At 69.0% G+C, this 14,542-nt stretch carries 11 protein-coding genes; 4 read left to right on the top strand and 7 right to left on the bottom strand.

Translation table 11 applies throughout. From position 1 onward, the window contains the following. Window positions 1-19 precede the first annotated feature (19 nt). The 7 genes from H5398_RS00405 to H5398_RS00375 all read right to left on the bottom strand — a co-directional run bounded on the left by H5398_RS00405 (window position 20) and on the right by H5398_RS00375 (window position 11,059). Window positions 20-2,518, bottom strand: coding sequence for an FGGY-family carbohydrate kinase (locus tag H5398_RS00405; RefSeq protein ID WP_182798583.1), 2,499 nt, complete (start codon window positions 2,516-2,518; stop codon window positions 20-22). Then, window positions 2,518-3,678, bottom strand: coding sequence for an L-rhamnose isomerase (gene rhaI / locus H5398_RS00400; RefSeq protein ID WP_182781792.1), 1,161 nt, complete (start codon window positions 3,676-3,678; stop codon window positions 2,518-2,520). The genes H5398_RS00405 and rhaI overlap by 1 nt, the downstream gene beginning before the upstream one ends. Window positions 3,679-3,763: 85 nt before the next feature. Further along, window positions 3,764-4,780, bottom strand: a complete 1,017-nt coding sequence (locus H5398_RS00395; protein ID WP_370586015.1) for a LacI family DNA-binding transcriptional regulator — start codon at window positions 4,778-4,780, stop codon at window positions 3,764-3,766. Between the two features lie 101 nt (window positions 4,781-4,881). Further along, window positions 4,882-5,706 carry a carbohydrate ABC transporter permease gene (locus tag H5398_RS00390; RefSeq protein WP_182781937.1) on the bottom strand — a complete coding sequence of 275 codons (825 nt, stop codon included), beginning with the start codon at window positions 5,704-5,706 and terminating at the stop codon, window positions 4,882-4,884. 5 nt (window positions 5,707-5,711) lie between these two features. Next, entirely contained in the window at window positions 5,712-6,644 is a 933-nt protein-coding gene (locus tag H5398_RS00385) for a carbohydrate ABC transporter permease (protein WP_182781793.1), read from the bottom strand. Between the two features lie 150 nt (window positions 6,645-6,794). Continuing rightward, a complete protein-coding gene (locus tag H5398_RS00380) occupies window positions 6,795-8,132 on the bottom strand; it encodes an ABC transporter substrate-binding protein (protein ID WP_182781794.1) in 1,338 nt (445 codons plus the stop codon). Window positions 8,133-8,284: 152 nt separating this feature from the next. After that, the gene (locus tag H5398_RS00375; protein WP_182798582.1) at window positions 8,285-11,059 is read right to left on the bottom strand and encodes a glycoside hydrolase family 78 protein; all 2,775 of its coding nucleotides are present in this window, start codon (window positions 11,057-11,059) and stop codon (window positions 8,285-8,287) included. Window positions 11,060-11,206: 147 nt separating this feature from the next. Between H5398_RS00375 and H5398_RS00370 the strand changes: the two genes are divergently transcribed. From H5398_RS00370 to pth, 4 genes are all read left to right on the top strand, one after another. Further along, on the top strand, window positions 11,207-12,238 hold the full coding sequence (locus H5398_RS00370) for a LacI family DNA-binding transcriptional regulator (protein ID WP_182781796.1): 1,032 nt from the start codon (window positions 11,207-11,209) through the stop codon (window positions 12,236-12,238). 81 nt (window positions 12,239-12,319) lie between these two features. Next, a complete protein-coding gene (locus H5398_RS00365; RefSeq protein ID WP_182781797.1) occupies window positions 12,320-13,213 on the top strand; it encodes a GTP-binding protein LepA in 894 nt (297 codons plus the stop codon). Window positions 13,214-13,354: 141 nt separating this feature from the next. Beyond that, window positions 13,355-13,957, top strand: coding sequence for a 50S ribosomal protein L25/general stress protein Ctc (locus H5398_RS00360; RefSeq protein WP_182781798.1), 603 nt, complete (start codon window positions 13,355-13,357; stop codon window positions 13,955-13,957). Beyond that, a complete protein-coding gene (gene pth, locus H5398_RS00355; RefSeq protein WP_182781799.1) occupies window positions 13,954-14,538 on the top strand; it encodes an aminoacyl-tRNA hydrolase in 585 nt (194 codons plus the stop codon). The genes H5398_RS00360 and pth overlap by 4 nt, the downstream gene beginning before the upstream one ends. Window positions 14,539-14,542 lie beyond the last annotated feature (4 nt).

Below are 14,542 nucleotides of genomic sequence, written 5' to 3'. Positions count from 1 at the left end.
CGTCGCCGCGAGGGCGCCGTCAGGCCTTGGCGACCTGCTGGCGGTACGCCTCGGCCTCCCAGGTCTCGATGAAGCGGCGCTCGGCCTCGTTGAGGGCCCGCACGCGGCCCAGCGCCGTAGCCGCCTGACCAACGGTCAGGGCGTCGACATAGACCTGGAGCGCCGTGGTGGCGGACTTCTCGGAGTCGCCCGCCGCGGCCACGCCGGCGCCGGGCACCACCACGATCACCGGGTCCACCCCGCGCGCCTCGCGGAACGCGGCCAGCGCGCCCGGCAGCTCGTCGGCAGTAGTCACCACGAGCGGGAACGAACCGGCGTAGACGATCTGGTCCGGGATCAGCGGGCCCTCGATCAGGAACCGCGCACCGGCCTCGGTGGCCGGGAAGCTGCGGGCGATGCCGCCCTCGTCGGTGGCCACAGCCACCGCGCCCAGGGCCGCGCGGAACGCCTCCGCGACGGCGCCCAGGTCCGCACCGGACGGAGTCGAGGGCTCGCCGGCGGACGCCGAGGCCACCGCCTCCTCGATCCTGGCCAGGATCCGGTAGCTCTCGGCGCGCACGTCGTCCGGGTTGTCGCCGGCGACGATGAGGCCGTGGTTCATGAGGAACGTCGCCTTGGGCGCCGGCTGGCCGGTACGTGAGGTGAAGTCCTCGCGCCGCGCCGCGATCTCGCGGGCAAGCGGAAGGCCGGGGTCCACGTAGGACACCCAGAGCACGTCGTTGCCGAACATCTCGGCAGTCAGGTGCTCGCCGTCGGCGTTGCAGGTGATGGCGTTGATCAGCAGCGGGTGCGTGTGGAACACGTAGGTGTCCGGGATAAGCGCGTGAAACAGGATCTCCACCGACGGACGGCGGGGGCCGTCGTCGCGGCGGGCGAGCCCGGCGATGTGGTTGACCGGGTCGCCAAGGCTCGGGTCGGGGTCCGGGGCGTCGAGGGAATTCAGCAGCACCTGCATGTCCAGCGGCACCAGGTCCTCGGCGGTGATCGAGGCCAGCGAGACGCCGCTCGGCTTGATCCACAGCACGCCGTCGGCCTTCGCCGACGAGTTGCCGCCGCCCGCGCGGGTGAATGCGGGATTCGCGCCGAACTCGTGGGACAGCGCGGTGATCTCGGCGAGCTCGAGCTCGGGGCGGGGAAGGAACTGGGTCACGGTGGTGGAAGCCATCACGGTCTTTCTGAGGTCTGAGAGGGAGCCGGAGAGGATGCCGACGGAGCGGGCCTGGATCAGGCAGTTGCCGAGTGCGGTGGCCTCGACGGGGCCGGCCGAGACGGGAAGGCATGTGCGGTCGGCAGTGCGCTGCGCGAGCAGCCTGTTCTGGCTACCCCCGCCCACCACGACGACGCGGCGCGGGGAGCGGCCGGTGATCGCAGCGAGCTCGGAGATCACGCCGGCGTAGGCATCAGCCAGGGACTCGATGAGGGCGCGCGTGAACACAGCGGGGTCCTCGAGCCGCCCGTCGCCGCCGGCCAGCGCCTTGACCCTGCTCACCATGTCGCCAGGTGGGAGGAGGCTGGGGTGGGTGGCGTCGAAGTGCGGGGCGTCGGTGACGGCGCGGGCGGCCTCCACCAGGTCCGGGACCGCGTACTCGCGGCCGGACGCCGCCCAGGTGCGGACCGCCTCGGACAGGATCCACAGCCCCATCACGTTCTTGAGGTAGCGGACGGTGCCGTCCACGCCGCCCTCGTTGGTGAGGTTGGCCTGCCGCGACTCCTCGGTCAGGATCGGCGCGTCGAGCTCCATGCCGACGAGAGACCAGGTGCCCGACGAAATGAACACGTCGTCGGCCTCCAGCGGTGCGCCGACGACGGCGGAGGCAGTGTCGTGCGAGCCCACCGCCACCAGCGGCACGCCGGCGGCCGGACCCGTCGTGATCGGACCGACGACGGCGCCCGGCTCGACCACGTCGGCGAAGATCCGGCGGGGGAGGCCCAGGCGCTCGATCAGGTCCCAGTCCCACTGGCCGGTCAGGGGGTCGAGCAGGGCGGTGGTCGACGCGTTGGTGCGCTCGGCCACCTGCCGGCCCGTCAGCCAGTACCCGAGCAGGTCGGGCAGCATGAGGAAGCGGGTGGCGCGCTCCAGGCGGCCGGAGGCCAGGTCGTCGGCCAGCTGGTTGACGGTGTTGAACGGCACGTCCTGCAGGCCGACGCGGGAGTACAGCTCCTCCTCGGAGATCCTCTCCCGGACCAGGGCGCGGCCTGTCTCGGTGCGGGGGTCGCGGTAGTTGAAGGGGAGTTCGAGCAGTCCGTCAGCGCCGATGAGCCCGTAGTCGACGGCCCAGCAGTCGATGCCGAGCGCGGCCACCCCGTCCGGGGCGGCCTCCATCGCGCGGCCGATGCCCGCCTGGATCTCGTCGAAAAGCGCCACCACGTCGAGCCGGAGCCCGTCGTCGGTCTGGCGGGCGGCGGTGGAGAAGCGGTGCACCTCGTTCAGCGAGACGCGACCCTCGGCGAACGTGGCCAGCACCACCCGGCCACTCGTCGCGCCGAGGTCCACCGCGATGACGGACTGCTTCGGCATCAGGCTCCCCAGCCCGCCTGAGCCCCGCCCACGCGCTCCTCAGCGATCTTGGCGAGGTAGCCCGAATCGGCGAACGCCTTCATGGGGTCGCCAGCCAGCCCCCGCGACTCGCGCCACTCGGCCAGCATGGGCCGCACGTCGGTGTAGAAGGCGTCCATCATGATGGCGTTGGCGCCGAGGACGTCGTTGGAGTCCTGGGCGTCCTGCAGGGCGTCGGCGTCGACGAGCAGCACGCGGGCCGTCATCTCCTGGACGTTGAGCACGGAGCGGATCTGGCCGGGGATCTTGTCCTCGACGTTGTGGCACTGGTCCAGCATGAACGCCACGCCGTTGGCCGGGTCGAGGCCGCCGCCGCGGCGCACCTCCCAGAGGATGCGGAACAGCTGGAACGGATCGGCCGCGCCCACCACGAGATCGTCGTCGGCGTAGAAGCGCGAGTTGAAGTCGAACGAGCCGAGCTTCCCGAGGCGCAGCAGCTGGGCGACGATGAACTCGATGTTGGTGCCAGGCGCGTGGTGGCCCGTGTCGAGGCAGACCAGCGCGCGGTCGCCGAGCGCGTTGACGTGCGCGTAGGAGGTGCCCCAGTCCGGCACGTCCATGTGGTAGAAGGCCGGCTCGAAGAACTTGTACTCCAGCACCAGGCGCTGCTCCGCGCCGAGCTGGCTGTAGATTTTGGCCAGGGAGTCTGCCAACCAGTCCTGACGACGGCGGATGTCGCCCTGGCCGGGGTAGTTGGAGCCGTCCGCGAGCCAGATCTTGAGGTCCTGCGAGCCGATCTCGGTCATGATGCCCAGGCACTCGAGGTGGTGGTCGATCGCCATCTGGCGGACCTTTGGGTCGTTGTGGGCGAGGCTGCCGAACTTGTAGGCCTCGTCCTGGAACGTGTTGGAGTTCACCGTGCCGAGCTCGACGCCCAGATCGGCGGCGTAGGTCTTGAGCGCGCTCCAGTCCTCGACTTTGTCCCAGGGGTAGTGCAGGGCGACCTTCGGCGACAGGCCGGTGTACAGGTTCACCTGGGCGGCGTCGGCCAGCTTCTCCTGGATGGTCCGGGGGGTGCCGGGGGTGCCGAACACGCGGAACCGGGTGCCCGAGTTGCCGTAGGCCCACGACGGGACCTCGATGACCTGGTCCTCGAGTTGCTTGCTGATGGTGCTGATCATGGTGGGCGCCTCCTCGCGCTTTAATCGTTTCAGGCGATTGATTGAAACGATACAACTCTGTGGGTGTGGGGTCAACGTCGGGGGACTACGAGACGCTTGACGCCCGGGCTACCAGGGTGGGGGTGAAGGTGATCGTGCGGTGCTCGTGCGGGCGGCCGTGGTCCTGGTCCTCCAGCTCCTGCAGCAGAAGTTCTGCCGCGGATGACCCCAGCTCGCGTCTCGGCTGCGCCACGGAAGACAGCGGCACGGCCGCGGCGGCGGCGAAGTCGATGTCGTCGTAGCCGACGATGGCAACGTCGTGCGGGACTCTGATCCTGGCCGCCACCAGGCCCTGCAGGAGCCCGATCGCGATCATGTCGTTGGCGCAGAAGATCCCCGTGGGGCGCTCCGAGGCTGACAGCAGCGCCAGCTGCTCCGCCGCCGCACGGCCCGACGCGAAGTCCAGCGCGTCGACGGAGATCGCGAGAATGCTGACGCCGGCCGCAGCCGCGGCCCGCTCGGCACCCTCGCGTCGATCCCTGACCTGCGCCAGCGACGACGGGCCGCCGACGAAGGCGAGCGCCGTGTGCCCCTGGGCGATGAGATGCTCGGCGGCGATCCGCCCGCCCGCCACGTCGTCGACGCCGACGGTGCAGCCTGTCCCGCCGTGGGCCCGGTCCACCAGCACTGTGGGGATGCGCGCCTGGAGCAGGGCGTCGACCTCTGGTGGCGTGGCGCCGATCGGCCCGAGGATCACGCCCCGGACCCGCTGGTCCCGGAACGAGCGCAGCGCGGAGGCCTCCCGCTCAGGGCGGTTGTCCGAGTCACCGATGGTGGCCGCGTAGCCCGCCTCCTCCAGCCTGCCCTGGGCGCCGCGCAGGACGTCGGCGAAGAACGGGTTGGCCACGTCCATCACGGCCAGCCCGATTACTTTGCTCTTCCCGGCCCGCAGCGCCTGAGCCTGTTGATTGGGCGCCCAGCCAAGGTGGCGGATGGCCTCTTCCACGCGCTCACGGGTTGCCGGGAGTACCCGCTCGGGGTTGTTGATGACGTTGGACACGGTGCCGATGGACACGCGCGCCATCTCGGCCACGTCACGCATGCTGAGGCGCGGATGGTTCACCGGACTCCGTTCGGATTCGGGGGGCTGCGCATACTTTACGCGCCGACCCCCCTCGGGCCGCGGACGACGAGGGCGCCGCGACGACGACCCCGTCGCGATGGTCATCCCTTCACCGCTCCCGATGTCATCCCGGCCACGATCTGGCGCTGGAAGAAGATGTACATGATCAGCGGCGGGATGGTGATGAGCATGATGTTGGTGAACAGCAGGTTGTAGGACGTGTTGAACTGGCTCTGGAAGTTGAACAGCGTCAGCTGCACCGTGGCGTTCTGGTCCCCCGGGAGGAAGTAGAGCGGGTTCTGGAAGTCGTTGAACACGAACACCGACTGCACCACCACGACGGTGATGATGACGCCCCGGAGCAGCGGGAGGACCACCTGGAAGAACAGCCGCATCGGCCCGGCGCCGTCGACGATGGCCGCCTCGTCGATCTCCTTGGGGATCCCGGCGATGAACGCACGCATCATGAGGACGGTGAACGACAGGCCGAACGCCACCTCGATGAGGATCAGGCCGGGCAGCGTCTTGAAGATGCCGAGCGTCTGCATCACCCAGATGGTGGGCACGACGGCGGGCGGGATGATGAGGCCGGCGAGCACGAGACCGTTGATCCACGGGTTCAGCCAGCTCTTGCGACGCTGCAGCACGTAGGCGACCATCGCGCCGAAGATCACCATCAGCGTGACGCTGGCCACGGTGAGGATGGTGGAGTTGATGAACGCGATGATGAGCATGAAGTCCCGGGTCTGGATGACCGTGACGATGTTCTCCCACAGCACGATCTGCTCGGGCCAGGAGAACTGCAGAAGGTTGGCCTCCTTCTGCGGCTTCATGGCCGTGAGCAGGATGAAGGCGAAGGGGAGCAGGAAGATGACGCTGGTGAGCGCGATCCCGATGATCCCGATGATGTAGCCGATGGGCTTCATCCTGGTCACTGGGCCACCTCCTTTGAGTTGAGCCACCGCGAGAGCGGGTAGATGATCGCGGTCACGACGATGAAGAGGATGACGTTGCCCGCGGTGGAGAGGCCGTAGAAGCCCGCCTGGTACTGCTTGTAGATCACCGAGGCGATGACGTCCGAGGCGAAGCCGGGACCGCCCTGGGTGGTGGTCCAGATGAGGTCGAAGGAGCGCAGGCCGCCGATCAGCGACAGGATGATCACCGTCGAGGTGGCGGGGAACGAGAGCGGCAGCATGATGCTGCGGAAGATGTCCCACGCGCTGGCGCCGTCCACCTTGGCGGCTTCGTAGTACTCCTGGGGGATGGCCACCAGGCCGGCGATGTAGATCAGTGTGGCCAGGCCGATGCCCTTCCAGACGTCGATGGCCGCCACGGTGAGCAGCGCGATGTTGGGGTCGACGAGCCAACGGGGGCCCTCGATGCCGACCACGCCCAGGGCTGCGTTGACCACGCCCGACGTGGGGTTGAGCAGCACCTGGAACGTGAGGCCCACGCCGACGGCCGAGACCAGCACCGGGAAGAAGGTGACCGAGCGCAGGTAGCCGCGCGCCCAGATCTGCTGGACCAGGATGACGGCCAGCAGCATGCCCAGCACCACCTTGGCGCCCGAGGTGACGAACGCGTAGATGAGCGTATTGATCAGCGCGCCGACGAGGCCGGGCTCGCTGAAGAAGGTGACGAAGTTGTCGAAGCCGACGAACGTGGCCTTGAACAGCGTCCACCTGGTGAACGCGAAGTAGAAGGACAGGACGGTGGGGACGATGAAGAGGGCGATGAACACGATGCCGCCCGGTAGGAAGAACCACAGCGGGTAGCTCTTGTCGATGTGCACGGGGGAGATGCGAGGTTTGGCGGCCGACTGCGGCCCGGCAGCCGCGCGCGGTGGGGAGTGGATGGCGGACATGGAGGCTCCTGATGGCTGAAGGTCACGTCGTCGTGGGCGGCTGCGGTGCCGCTGGTTTCAGTGTCGCGGGGACAAGGGAGGAGGGTGGGGGAGGAGCGAACGACCCCCACCCTCCGCGGGTGTGTGCCGGCCCTCACGGGCCGGGGTGGATCACCAGCCCTCGAGGCCCAGCTGCTGGGCCTGCTTCTCGACGTCCTGGTCGTAGAGCTGGGCGCCGTCAGCGGCGGAGCGGATGCCGGAGCCGACCTCGACGGTGATCTTCTCGAGGTTCGGGCCCTTGACGGGGGACAGGAACTCAAGAGCCGGGCTGGCCATGCCGTTGTCGAAGTAGGTCTGGAGATCTCCCACTGCGGCCGGCAGGTCGGCGGGGAGCTCGCAGCCTTCGACCAGGTACGGGCCGGTGGGGGTCACCGCGGCGGTCTGCGCGTCGCAGGCCTCGGGGGTGGCCACCCAGTCCACGAACTTCTTGGCCGCCTCGAGCTGATCGCCCTCGGTGGTCTTAGGGATGTAGAGACCGGCCGGGGTCCAGGCGGTGAGGCCGTTCTTGGCCGCGTCGTCGCCCGGCTGGGCGAAGAAGCCGATGTTCTCAGCGGCGTCGTCCGACAGGCCGACGTAGGTGTTGATCACGAAGGAGAGCATCGGGTAGTGCGCGCCGGAGCCGGTCACCAGCTGGTTCAGCGCCTGATCCAGCTTCGCGGTGGCGAAGTCCTCGTTCACGTAGCCGGCCTCGTAGACCTCTTGGAGCCGCTGGAATCCCTTGAGCGCGGGCTCGTCGACGTACTTGGCCTGGTTGGCGGTGTACTGCTCGGCCCAATCGGGCTCAACCGCGGTCACGTTGTAGAAATCGGCCAGAATGAACAACTGCGAGGTCCAGGTGTCGCCGTAGCTCTGGATGACGGGATCGATGCCGGCTGCCTTGATGGCCTCGTTGTTGGCCATGAACTCGTCCCAGGTGGTGGGGACCTCGAGGCCGAGGTCCGCGTAGACGGCCTTGTTGTAGAGGATGCCGCCGCCCATGGCCTGGCCGACGGGGACGCCGAACATGGCGTCGCCGCTGCTCACGGCGGTCTTGAAGGTGTCGTCGACACGCTCGGCAAGGGCCTCGCCGGAGAGGTCGACCAGCGTGGTGGTGGGGTCCAGTGCCTGGAGCAGTGATCCGGAGTTGTACCAGAACACGTCGCTCATCTCGTCGGTGGCGAGGCGGGTCTTGACGATGTTGTCACCGTCGGCGCCCTGCGGGCGGGACTCGACCTCGACGACCACCTCTGACTGCGCCGCGTTGAAGCCCTCGGCGATGGCGTTGGCAGTGTTGAGGGACGTCTCGGAGTTGTCGACGAGCAGGGTGATTTCGACGGCCTCAGCGGCAGGGGCGCCGCTCCCCGAGGGGGCTTCGCTTTCGGCGGAGCCGAGAGATCCGGGGCTGCAGGCGGCCAGTGCTGCGGCCGCGACGATCGCCATGCTGGCGATTCCGGTCTTCTTGAGATTCATGTAGTGCCCTCCGTTGGACTCAATCAGATGAAACGTTTCATCTGCATGTTGAAAGGTTAAAATGTCGGCCCTGGGCCTGTCAAGCGTTTGTAGGTCTCAGTTTGGTCACGGCCGACGCCGTGAGGCGTCGACCGTAGCCAACTGAGGTTTCGTCAGGTGAGGCTTTCGCGCACCACGGCCAGGATCTCGTCGCGGCCGTCGTCGCTCCCGCCGAGGGTGAAGGCGTCCACCAGGACCTCCACGCGGTCATCGAGGTGCGCCGCCATCCGGTCGGCCACCGAGGCCTCGTCGGTGAAGTGCACCATGCCCCGCAGGGGCGCGGCGATGGTGCCTTCCACGAAGCGGTCCCATCGGGCGGGATCGTCCATGAGATCGCGCACGGTCGCGGGCGGGCCGTAGGCGGGCTCGGGCGACCTGACGCGCCACTCGTGGGTGCCGGAACCAACTTCGACGGCGACGCCGGGCAGTTCCACCTCCGCCGTCACCCCCGGGGGGATCGTCGCGGAGACCACCACCTCGTCGCCCTCTCGCTTCCAGCCCACCGCGATCTCGCCGAAGGGCGACAGGTGGCGGGCGGAGGCGTGGGTGAGGCCGCCGCCGGGGCGCGGCGCGATCCGGATCCGCCGGTAGCCCGGTGCGGCGGGGGCGAGGCCCGCGACGGTGCGATGCAGCCAGTCCGCCACCGCGCCCAGGGCGTAGTGGTTGAACGAGGTCATCTCGCCGGGGTTGATGGTGCCGTCGGGCAGCATCGAGTCCCAACGCTCCCAGATGGTGGTGGCGCCCATGGTCACCGGGTAGAGCCACGAGGGGCAGCCGGTCTGCAGCAGTAGCCGGTAGGCGGTCTCCACGTGGCCGTTGTCGGCCAGAGCGTCCGTGACCAGGGGGGTGCCGACGAAGCCCGTCGAGATCCGGAATCCTGAGATCCGCACCAGGTCGGCCAGTCGCGAGGCGGCAGCTTCGCGCTGCGCGTCGTTCTCCAGGAGGTCGAACACCAGCGCCATCGCGTACACGGTCTGCGCGTCGCTGAGGATCCGCCCGCCTGGGGTGACGAACTCGCGCCGGAAGCCGGCCAGGGCCCGGTCTGCCACGGAACGGGCGTAGGCCTCGATGTCGGCGTCGCCCACGATGGCCGCGGCTCGGGCCGTGAAGTCGGCGCTGCGGTAGACGTGCGCGGTGGCGACGACGTCCGGATCCGCCTTGGCGCGGGCAGGCTCCTCCGGCGGCGCCGTCGGGTCCAGCCAGTCGCCGAACTGGAAGCCCCCGGACCAGACGCCGTCCTCGCCGGCGGCGTTGTCCAGGAACTCCACCCAGCGGCGCATGCTCGGCAGCTGGCGGGCCAGGACGGCCTCGTCGCCGGTGCGCTCGTGCAGCACCGTCGGCACGATCGCCGCAGCGTCGCCCCACGCGGTGGCCACCATGGCGCCGAGGACGTTGGGCACCACGATGGGCACGCCGCCGTCGTCGAACTGGTCGGCCTCGAGGTCGCGCAGCCAGGAGCGCAGGAAGCCTGTGCTGTCGTAGAGGAACTCGGCGGTGGGCGTGAACACCTGAATGTCGCCGGTCCAACCGAGGCGCTCGTCGCGCTGCGGGCAGTCCGTGGGCACGTCGACGAAGTTGCCGCGCATGCCCCACACCACGTTCTCGTGCAGCCGGTTGAGGAGCTCGTGGGAGGAGTCGAACCAGCCGGTGCGCTCCATGTCGCTGTGGATGACCACGGCCTCGGCGGAGACGATCTCGGCCTCGTCGACGCCGTCGATGCGGGCGTAGCGGAAGCCGTGGAAGGTGAAGGTGGGCTCCAGCACCTCGTCGCCGGTGCCGGCGAGGTAGTAGGTGTCGGTGGCCTTGGCGGTGCGGAGAGGGCGGATGCCCAGCTCGTCGTGCTCGAGCACCTCGGCCTGCGTGACGGTCACCTCGCGGCCGGACTCCGCGCGCACGATGAGGCGGACCCAGCCGACGACGTTCTGGCCGAAGTCGATGAGAAGGGCGCCCGACGGGGAGCGCCACGTCTTCTGGGCTGCCACCACCTCGGTGACGCGCACGGGCGGGCCGTCGGGGGCCACCAGCAGGCTGAGGTCGGCGTCGACAATCTCGACGGCGTCGTCGCCCTGGGGCTCGGTGATCCGCAGATCGGTGGTGCAGCCGTCGTAGATGTCGTCGGCGAGGACGCGCCAGGTGTGGGCGCGCCAGGTGTCGTCGGTGCCGAGGATGTGCCGGGTGCCGTCGGCGGTGACCACCTCGAGCTGGGCGAGGAGGGAGAGCCTGTCTCCGTACAGCGCTCGCCGGTTGCCCCAGGTGAGCCGCCCGCGGAACCAGCCGTTGCCGAGGAGGGCGCTCACGTCATTGGCGCCCTCCCGCAGCAGGCCGGTGACGTCGTGGGTCTGGTAGCGCAGACGGTGGGTGTAGGTGGTCCAACCGGGCGCGAGGTACTCGTCGCCGACGCGCTCACCGTTGAGGCTCATCTCGTAGAGGCCGTGCGCCGTCACATGGAGGCGTGCGCTGACGATCTCGCTGGGGAGGTCCCACTCGGTGGTGAGCAGGGGTGCCGGGGTGAGGATGCCACCGAGGGTCGCGGGGGAGATGAACGAGGCCTTCCAGTCGGTGGTCTCGAGGAGCCCGGCCTCGACGGCCACCGGCTCGCTCCAGGCGACCCACTCGCCGTCAGCGCCCTGTGCCCGCACGCGCACGACCACACGCTCGCGCGAGGTGAGCGGCGCCTCCGGCCAGGCGACGAACAGCTGCTCGGCGGACTCTGCCTCGTGCACCGTGGCGGCCCCGTCCCGCTCGATCTCGACGGCGTACCCGGCCTGCGCCCAGCCGTCGGGGGCGTCGGTGACCTGCCAGGAGAGGCGGGGGGAGGGATCGCCCAGGCCCAGGACAGTGGGGGAGACGGGGCGGTTCTCGACTCGGAGTCGTGTGGTGGTGGTCATCTGCTTCCTCGACGTTGAGACTGACGCTTCCTCGTGAAACGTTTCATCTTATGGTGGCCCGAGGGGAGGAGTTCGTCAAGCCCTGTTCTGGGTTCCGTTTCGCGGTGGATGGAGCGTTTCATCTTCGGAGCGCCTACATTGCTGCCTATGAATCCGCGCGCCGGGGGGCGCCTGCCCAGCATGAACGACGTCGCCCGCGAGGCGGGCGTCTCTCTCGGCACGGTGTCCAACGTGCTCAACAAGCCGCAGGGTTGCCGACCGGAGACCGTCGAGCGGGTGCAGGCCGCGATCACCCGCCTCGGCTTCGTGCGCAACCTCAATGCCCGCTCCCTCGTCGGGGCTACCTCGCACACCATCGGGCTCAACGTGTTCGACCTCAGCAACAGCCTCTTCGTGGACATCGCCAGAGGCGCTCAGGCCACCATTCGGGAGCGGGGCCACCAACTGGTGATCACCGACTCCGACACCGACCAGCGCCAGCAGCGCGAGCATCTGGACTACTTCGACGAGACGCGGGTGGCAGGCATCCTGTTGGCGCCCCAGTTCGACCCCGACGATGACATCGATCGGCTCGGCTCCCACGGCCGACGCGTCGTCGTCCTCAACCACGACACACCGGGTGCCTCGTGGTCCACGGTCCTGGTGGACAACGAGCACGTGGGCTACCTCGCGGCCAGCCATCTGATCGGCCGTGGCTGTCGCCGCCTCGCCTTCGTCGGGGTCCCCGAATCGCTCCAGCCGGCCGACGAGCGTCGGCGGGGCGTCGCCCGGGCGGTCGCGGAGTCGCAGGCCGTCGACCTGCTCGACATCAAGACCAGCGATCTGCAGATCGCGGGTGGCATCGTCGCCGGGCGTCAGCTGCTGGCCATGGATCCTCAGCTGCGCCCTGACGGTGTCGTGTGCGTGGCCGACCTCACCGGCATGGCCATCATCCAGGTTCTGGCGGCCGGGGGCGTGCCGGTGCCCGGTGAGGTGCTGGTGATGGGCTGCGACGCCAACATCAACGCCTGGGGTGGCCCCGTGACGCTCACCACCGTCGCCCAGCACGGCGACGAGATGGGGTCCGTCGGGGCCCAGATCCTGCTCGACGAGTTGGCCGACCCCACTCGCCCGCCGACCCGTCACGTGATCCGACCGGAGCTGATCGAGCGTTCGTCCACGGCCGCGCTGGCCCGCTGACGCCGGCTCACACGGTGGACGAGACCTCATCCCACTTGGGGAGATGGTCCATGCTTGAGGCGGAACGAGGGGAGTGCTGTCATGGCCGCGAAGATCACAGAGGCATCTCTTCGGACCTTCGTGCTCCAGCTGGGTGACAAGCACCCACCTATCCGCCTGGCCTCCGCGGACCGCACCGTGCGCAACCCGGAGCTGGTCCGCACCCGGTTCGCGCACGTCATCGACTACCTGGCCCGCGTCGAGCTCGAGGTGGACCGCAACGTCCTGGAGCTGCTGACCGTCCTGCCGAACGTGAGCGAGGTGGACCGCATCTTCTACCAGGACGTCTGGTACGACCAGGAGATGGCCCACGGCTACCTCCTGGATCAGCTTCAAGGCGACCTCGGGATGGAGCCGCAGGAGCCCTTCATGAGCATCCCGCTCCGGATGAAGCTGCTCGGCGCGCTCGCGCACTGGGAGCCCATCCACGACATCTCGCGCATGCTCTACTACCTGACCGGCGCGTCGACAGAGCGGCAGGCGGTGCTGGCCTACTCGTCGCTGATCAAGGAGCTCACCCGCATGGGGGAGACGGCCATCGCCGAGACGATCATCCACCCCATCAAGCAGCAGGAGCCCGGGCACTTCGCGTTCTACAGGATGAGCGCCGAGAAGATGGTGCAGGACGAGGAGCTCAAGCCCTGGCAGGTGCAGGTGGCGCGGCTGCTGCGCTCGAAATCGTTCACGATGGTGGGTGTCGACTACGTGAAGTACTACCAGCAGGAGTTCGGCGGTGTGATGGCCGAGCTCGGCATCGACGCCGAGATCGAGATCTACGCGCGCGAGATCGGGCGCCTCGAGGCAAAGCTGTTGTGGGCCAACGAGAAGGGCATGGACTTCCCGCCCTACTTCCTCAAAGCGCTGCGCGAGTCCGTGGAGATGTATCGCGGCAGCAAGAGCTTCGATGCCCCGCGCCCCAACCAGGTCGTCCTGTAGATCCGATTGGCACGCCCCAGAGGGGCTGGGGTAAGCTTGCCGGGCTGCCTGGCGAGGGACCCCCAGGGTCCGTGATCGACTAGCTCTATTCCTCGCTCGGCGCCCGCACGCGCAGATATCCACAGCTTGAGGAGATTCACCATGGCAGACGTCAACCTGACCGCCACCACCCGCACCGAGTTCGGCAAGGGCGCCTCGCGCAGGCTCCGCCGCGCCGGCTCCACCCCCGCCGTCCTCTACGGTCACGGCACCGATCCCGTGCACCTGGCGCTGCCGGCTCGCGAAACCTTCCTCGCGCTGCGTCAGCCCAACGTGCTGCTTCAGATCACCGTGGAGGGCGACAAGACGCCGTTCCTCGCGCTGCCCAAGCAGGTCCAGCGCCACGCCATCCTGCACTCCATCGACCACATCGACCTCGTGCTCATCAAGGCGGGCGAGAAGGTCACAGTCGACGTCCCGCTGACGTTCACCGGCGAGGCCGAGCGCGGCACCCTGGTCAACCACGAGCTCAACAACCTGAGCGTCCTGGCCCCGGCCGCCAGCATCCCCACCGAGTTCGTCGTGTCGATCGAAGGCCTCTCCTCCGGTTCGCACCTGACGGTCGGGGACATCCCGCTGCCCGAGGGCGTCGAGGCGGCCGTCCCGCTGGACGTCGTGGTGGTCAGCGTCGGCCAGGCGCCGGTGCAGGACCTCGGCGACGAGCCCGAGGCTGCTGCCGCTGAGGGCGCCGTCGCGGCCGAGTGACCGATTCCACCTACCTCGTCGTCGGGCTCGGCAACCCGGGCCCGACCTACGAGGCCACCCGGCACAACGTCGGGTTCTGGGCCGTAGCGGACCTCGCGGACCGCTACGGTTCCTCCTTTTCCTCCCAATCCCGGATGCGCGCCGAGCTGGCGACGGTGACACTCCCCGGGCCGTCGCCCGTCAAGCTGGTGCTGGCCAGGCCCACCACCTACATGAACGACTCCGGGTCCGCGGTCAAGGCCGTCGCCGCGTTCCACAAGATCAAGCCCTCGCACGTGATCGCCGTCCACGACGAGCTGGATCTGGATCCTGGACGGCTGCGCGTGAAGCTCGGCGGCGGGGACAACGGGCACAACGGGCTCAAATCCATCCGCGCCCACCTCGGCACCGGCGACTTCTACCGCGTTCGTGTCGGCATCGGCCGGGCGCCGGGCAGGCAGGACGCGGCAGCCTGGGTGCTGGCGAAGATGAAGCCGGCAGACCTCGAGGGCCTGCGGGTGGACGCGGCCGTGGCGGCCGACGCCGTCGAGTTGCTGGTGCGCGAGGGCCTCGTCGCCACGCAGAACCGCTTCAACTCTTGAGACC

Origin of the sequence: Tessaracoccus sp. MC1679 (genome assembly GCF_014164775.1) — a bacterium.
In the GTDB taxonomy this organism is placed as follows: domain Bacteria; phylum Actinomycetota; class Actinomycetes; order Propionibacteriales; family Propionibacteriaceae; genus Arachnia.
This window is presented reverse-complemented; position numbering and strand designations above follow the sequence as displayed.

Excerpts from the sequence above, each read along its gene's own strand:
- H5398_RS00405 (WP_182798583.1), bottom strand. The coding sequence starts at position 2,518 with ATGCCGAAGCAGTCCGTCATCGCGGTGGACCTCGGCGCGACGAGTGGC.
- rhaI (WP_182781792.1), bottom strand. The coding sequence starts at position 3,678 with ATGATCAGCACCATCAGCAAGCAACTCGAGGACCAGGTCATCGAGGTC.
- H5398_RS00390 (WP_182781937.1), bottom strand. The coding sequence starts at position 5,706 with ATGAAGCCCATCGGCTACATCATCGGGATCATCGGGATCGCGCTCACC.
- H5398_RS00385 (WP_182781793.1), bottom strand. The coding sequence starts at position 6,644 with ATGTCCGCCATCCACTCCCCACCGCGCGCGGCTGCCGGGCCGCAGTCG.
- H5398_RS00380 (WP_182781794.1), bottom strand. The coding sequence starts at position 8,132 with ATGAATCTCAAGAAGACCGGAATCGCCAGCATGGCGATCGTCGCGGCC.
- H5398_RS00375 (WP_182798582.1), bottom strand. The coding sequence starts at position 11,059 with ATGACCACCACCACACGACTCCGAGTCGAGAACCGCCCCGTCTCCCCC.
- H5398_RS00370 (WP_182781796.1), top strand. The coding sequence starts at position 11,207 with ATGAATCCGCGCGCCGGGGGGCGCCTGCCCAGCATGAACGACGTCGCC.
- H5398_RS00365 (WP_182781797.1), top strand. The coding sequence starts at position 12,320 with ATGGCCGCGAAGATCACAGAGGCATCTCTTCGGACCTTCGTGCTCCAG.
- H5398_RS00360 (WP_182781798.1), top strand. The coding sequence starts at position 13,355 with ATGGCAGACGTCAACCTGACCGCCACCACCCGCACCGAGTTCGGCAAG.